This window comes from Mycobacterium sp. ZZG (assembly GCF_054786995.1).
Genome location: NZ_JBTBFV010000116.1, coordinates 1 through 4,857, shown reverse-complemented (window position 1 = coordinate 4,857; position 4,857 = coordinate 1). Strand labels below are relative to the sequence as shown.

Genomic DNA, 4,857 nt, shown 5'->3' with positions numbered 1-4,857 from the left:
CCTCAACCACCGGTGGCGGACTCCACCCCTCACGGGCAGATTCGTGTCCGCCACTGGGCAGTTCTTACTGGCCACCTACGGGCACTTCTCATGTCCGCCTACGGGCAGTTCCAACTGTCCATTGACATGATACCACTGCGGGTGTCTGCTGCCGCCGAAGTTCGACGCGACCAGAATGACGTCGGAGCCGTCGTGAAAGTAGGTGAGCTGAACGTCGCGCGGCTTACCCGATTTCGCGCCCACGGTGCGCAACGGCGCGTTCACGATCGGTCCCATGTTCACCCGTCCACCAGTGAGGCGGAACAGCAGGGGATCGGTGCGGCGGGCGATATGGCGGGCCATGAACTGGCCGACCTTGGACCGGCCGAACCGGACACCCTGGTGGTAGCCACGCCCACGGCGGCGGTGCGGATCGACGTAGCGCAGCGGCATGCACGCAACCTACCCGGCAACGCCGGCTTCCACCGGTACTGCTCACCTGCCGGGCAGCCACGACGGCCGCCGGCTCGGTAACCGCCGCCGCGTCGAGCGCTCCAGGCGGCTGACTGCGAGCAACGCGACCAGCCCGAGCGCCTGCCGGGCCAGCGCCACCCGGCTGCTGCGCTGCCGCCACGTCGGAGTCCGCCGAGCGGCGCGCAGACCGAGCCGGTACCCGACGCACAACGTCGCTAACAACGATGCCGCCACCAACGAGGCCGCCACCGCCAGCAAGGTCATGGGTGAGAGCCTGCCCGGGTGGTGTCGCAGCGAGATCACGGCGGCGCGTCCATTCGGCACACCGGTCGGCGCGGCGGGTCGCCCGCAACCCGGCAAACCCGGGCGGACTCGGGCTAACGTAATGTACCGCTACATCCGGGGGCATAGAGGACGGTTTTCGAGGTGCAGGGATGACAGAGGTTGTGGGCGGTGCCGACGACGGAGAGTCGGTCGACGAGCACCCCGAGGTTCGGTATCTGCATCCGAGGACCACGACACCGAGAATCCACGGGTACAACGAGCTGCTGTCCCGTCTCGTCGGATTCCGGCTGCAGTCGGTCCAGTTCTTCTCCCGCTACGTTCAATTGAGCTTCGACTCCGCGGAGGCGGCCGACACCCCGGTGCTGACCTGCGAGGTGTTACCGGTGGTGGAGACGCCGGACGGCTCGGTCACCGACCGCCTGCCCGGCTACGCCGACGCGCTGCGATCGCTGATCGGTGGCCCGGTTGTCGAGACCGTCGAGGCGTCCCGTGAAGGGCTCCGCATCCGGTTCGCCGAGGTGACGCTGACGCTGCGGCCCACGGTCGCCGAGCTGCGCGGCCCGGTGATCGCGATGTTGTCCGATTTCCTCGACGGGAGCTCGGAGAGCTGGCGGCCCGGCGGCAACGCGTTCGAATATCTCGGTTAGCTGACAGTCAGCCCTCGTCGGTCCGGTACTCCAGGATCGCGTCGCGGCTCTGCAGGGACTCGCCGGAGATCACCACCAGCTCGGTAGGGGACAGGCGGTAGGTGGTGACACCGTTGCGTGCCTCGAAGCCGACGGCCAGTGGCCGCACGTCGGCGAGCCGCAGTTCGGCACCGTCACGCAGCCGGACGCCCTGGTACTCGTAGGACCCGTCGACGTCCCGGCAGATGACCACGGCGGCGCGCTCGGTGCGCGCGATCGCCGCGGCGCGCTCCCCGGCTTCGCAGCGGGCCGCTGAGTCGACGAACCCGCGTGAATCGATCGCCGGAGCCGGAGTCTGGGATGGGGTCGGCCCGGCGGCGCCCGCCGACGGGCGCGGCGTGGCCTCTGCGGGGCTCGGCGTCGCCGACCCGGGACCGGGAGCCGCAGGTGTCCGCTGAGCGGTCGTATCCGGTTGTGCCGGGATGGCGTGCACTCGAAGCGGCGCGTCGCTGTTGGCGGTCAGCATGACGAACACGACCGCGAGCGTGGCGATCGATGCGACGACGATCGCGATGGCGGAGCTGCGTGCGCTGAACAGCCCCCTTCGGGGCGCGTCCTGTTCGGAGGCGGGGTGGTCGGTTGACGTCGGCATGCCGTGCTCCCTCGTCGCGTGCCGATAGTGCCGGGCCTCAGCAAATCACCGCCAGGTCGGCAGATGCGTGATATCGCTCGGCGTTTCGCCGGCCAGTGCACAGAGTCCGCGTCAGACGAGGACGGTGATCTCGCCGCCGAGCCGGTACCCGTCGGCCAACGGCAAGGTATCACCACTCCAGAACGACCCGGGATCGAACCAGTTCGAGTGCTTCTCGGTGTGCAGCAGGCCCATCTCCTCGTAGGTGATGGCAACCGTCTCGGCGCAGTAGGCGGTTTCCAGCCCGACAGTGGACTGCTCGGCCTTACGGCGCATCGCCGATTCACAAACCTTCTTGTGCACGAACGGGATACCGCGGGTGAAATCGCTCACCACCGGTAACCGGCCACGCATCCAGCGGCCCGTCAACCTGGCCGTCGACGGGAACGGTGTGCCGTCCATCCGCGCGATCACCCGCAGCATGCGGTCCTCCTGCTCCCGGGAGGCGTGCGGGGTGAGCTGACGCAACCAGCAGCGCTGCTGGTAGGAATGCGTCCAGCGTTCGACCGCCTGTCGCAGATCGTTGAGCTGGACGCCGCGGTGGTAAGTGCCGGTCCACAGGTCGAGCAGCTTGTCACCGAGTTCGGCGTGCCAGATCAGCGGAGGCAGATCGTCGATCGCGACGGTCATCCCGACGTGGTTCACCGGGCTGTTGGTCATCGACTGGATGGCCCGGTCAGGACCCGAGCGTCCCCGGAACAACCAGATGTCGCCGGTGCGGGTTTCATCGAGCGCGCGCTCCCGCGACACCGTGCTTGGATTCACCCCCGCAGCTTATGCAGACTGATGGTCATGCGCGGGATCTGGAAGTGGGTGGGACTGGCCGGTGTCGCCGGCGTCGTGGCGGGTGGCGTTCTGGTCGCGCGTGATCAGCGGCGCCGCAACGCCTACACCCCCGACGACATCCGCGCCCGGCTCCATCAGCGGCTCGCCGAAGCCGAACGCACCGAGTAGAGCGAGTGGGATCCGGAGAATCCCTTCAGCTGCGCATCCCGTTGCCCGTCGACGACGATGTCGTCGCAGTCGGTCACCGCGTCGCGCACCGCGCTGCTGACCAGGACTTCGCCGCCTTCGGCCTGAGCCGCCACCCGCGCCGCCATCGCCACGTTGCGGCCGAACAGGTCGTCACCGCGGCGCACCGACTTCCCCGTGTGAATGCCGATCCGGACGCGGATATCGTTGGGCCGCTTGGTCAGTGACTGCTGGATGGCAAGACCGCACCGGACGGCCTGCTCCGGTCGGGCGAATGCGACCATGAACCCGTCGCCTTGACTCTTCACGACGTAACCGTCGTGTGCGTCGACGTGGCGGCGCACCGACTTGTCGTGCTTACCCAGCAACCGCACGAACGCGCGGTCGCCGATGCGCTCGTTGAGCGCGGTCGACTCCTCGATATCGGAGAACATCACTGCGACCCGGCCGTTGGGGGCCAGTCGCGCCAAGTCGGGACGTTCGACCTCGGCCCAGTCGGCGAGTTCCTCGATGGAGGAGCGCACCGCCGCGCCGAGACCGTCGCGACGCAGGATGTTGGCGGTCTGCCACACCGTCTTGACGGCCTTGGTGCCGCCGGTGACCAGCATCTGCCGGGCGTCCAGACGCTTGCGCAACTCCTCGGCTTCCTCGCGCGCGGCGTTGAGGCGCCGGGTCTGCACCAGCAGGGCCACCGCCAGCCCGGCGGCCAGCGCCGCGGCCAGGCACAGCGCGATCAGCGTTCCGGTCACGGCTCCAGTATTGGATGCTGGGGGCGTGACCATCGCCGAGGCCCCCTGTTACGAGAGCCGGTTCGTGCGCGCGAACGATCCCGAGAGGGCCCGCGCGCTGTGGCTGCGTCACACCCTGCTGCTGCCCACCGAGGGGGAACCGGCCGCCGATGTGTGGGTCATGGTCTTCGACCCGGCCGGTCACCGGGCGGTCAAGCAGCAGTTCCCGCTGGAGGAGGCGGTGTTCACCGACGAGTGGACGACGCGGATCGCCTCGGCCTCGCTGGACCAGACCGTTGCCTGCGGTGGGCTGGCTGACGCGCGCTGGGATCTGAGGATCACCGCGAGCGGTCGGCAACCGGTCCGGGTGCTCTCCGATCGTGCTTACCGGGCGCGGTTTCCGACGGCCAAGACGATGGTCCGTGATCCGCTGGCCCGCTTCGACGGGCACGTCGACGTCGCGGGACGCCACGTCGAGGTGGACGGTTGGAGGGGAAGCGTCAACCACAACTGGGGCACCCGGCACACGCCCGCCTACGCGTACGGGCAGGTGTGCGGGTTCGACAACGCCCCGGAGTCGACGCTGGAGATCGTCACCGCGCGGGCGGCGCTGGGTCCCGTCCTGCTGCCGGGGGTGACATTGTTCGTGTTCCGTCATGACGGTCAGCAGTTCGCGGTGCGGTCGATCGTCGGGAGTATGCAGAGCCACGGGCGCTACACGCCGTTCACGTGGACCTTCGGTGCCAGGGTCGGTGAGCAGATGATCGAGGGCGAGATCACCACAGTGCCCACGGATGTCATCGGCCTGACCTACACCGACACCCATGGCGGCGTGAAGTACTGCTACAACTCGGCGATCGCGAGCTGTCGAATGCAGGTGGCGGGTAAGGCTTTCGAGCGCGCCGAGCTGGTCAGCGGGCGCGTGATGTTCGAGATTCTCACCGACGACCGGCTCGACTCGGTGCCGCTGCTGGCCTAGGAGTCTGCTGAATTAGTGGGTTGATGGGGCGGGGCGTCTCAAGCGCTCGTCGGCGCGTGTGTGAAGTCACAGGCAGGCCGACAGATTCGGGATTGCCCCGCCGTTTGGGGCGTGGCAATCCGA

Annotated in this window: 7 protein-coding genes and 1 pseudogene; 3 read left to right on the top strand and 5 right to left on the bottom strand. The window is 68.4% G+C overall.

Features of this window, described 5'->3' with window-relative positions:
* Positions 1 to 126: 126 nt before the first annotated feature.
* Positions 127 to 432, bottom strand: a pseudogene (locus ACXMYJ_RS28535) (nitroreductase family deazaflavin-dependent oxidoreductase); the annotation flags it as partial.
* 42 nt (positions 433 to 474) lie between these two features.
* Positions 475 to 717: a hypothetical protein gene (locus tag ACXMYJ_RS28530; protein ID WP_460359472.1), complete on the bottom strand. Its 243-nt coding sequence runs from the start codon at positions 715 to 717 to the stop codon at positions 475 to 477.
* Between the two features lie 170 nt (positions 718 to 887).
* On the opposite strand from ACXMYJ_RS28530, the gene ACXMYJ_RS28525 reads away from it, so the two are divergent.
* Entirely contained in the window at positions 888 to 1,385 is a 498-nt protein-coding gene (locus tag ACXMYJ_RS28525) for a hypothetical protein (RefSeq protein WP_460359471.1), read from the top strand.
* A 7-nt stretch (positions 1,386 to 1,392) separates the two neighbouring features.
* On the opposite strand, the gene ACXMYJ_RS28520 is transcribed toward ACXMYJ_RS28525, so the two are convergent.
* Together ACXMYJ_RS28520 and ACXMYJ_RS28515 are read right to left on the bottom strand one after the other, a co-directional pair.
* Positions 1,393 to 2,016: a hypothetical protein gene (locus ACXMYJ_RS28520; RefSeq protein WP_260754851.1), complete on the bottom strand. Its 624-nt coding sequence runs from the start codon at positions 2,014 to 2,016 to the stop codon at positions 1,393 to 1,395.
* Positions 2,017 to 2,127: 111 nt separating this feature from the next.
* Complete coding sequence (locus tag ACXMYJ_RS28515; RefSeq protein WP_460359473.1) at positions 2,128 to 2,805, bottom strand: guanylate cyclase; 678 nt, start codon at positions 2,803 to 2,805, stop codon at positions 2,128 to 2,130.
* 42 nt (positions 2,806 to 2,847) lie between these two features.
* On the opposite strand from ACXMYJ_RS28515, the gene ACXMYJ_RS28510 reads away from it, so the two are divergent.
* On the top strand, positions 2,848 to 3,009 hold the full coding sequence (locus ACXMYJ_RS28510) for a hypothetical protein (protein ID WP_086008448.1): 162 nt from the start codon (positions 2,848 to 2,850) through the stop codon (positions 3,007 to 3,009).
* Here the strand turns inward: ACXMYJ_RS28510 and ACXMYJ_RS28505 are convergent.
* A complete protein-coding gene (locus tag ACXMYJ_RS28505; protein ID WP_396884628.1) occupies positions 2,976 to 3,776 on the bottom strand; it encodes an adenylate/guanylate cyclase domain-containing protein in 801 nt (266 codons plus the stop codon). The genes ACXMYJ_RS28510 and ACXMYJ_RS28505 overlap by 34 nt on opposite strands.
* A gap of 25 nt (positions 3,777 to 3,801) precedes the next feature.
* Between ACXMYJ_RS28505 and ACXMYJ_RS28500 the strand changes: the two genes are divergently transcribed.
* Positions 3,802 to 4,734, top strand: coding sequence for a hypothetical protein (locus tag ACXMYJ_RS28500; RefSeq protein ID WP_460359470.1), 933 nt, complete (start codon positions 3,802 to 3,804; stop codon positions 4,732 to 4,734).
* Positions 4,735 to 4,857 lie beyond the last annotated feature (123 nt).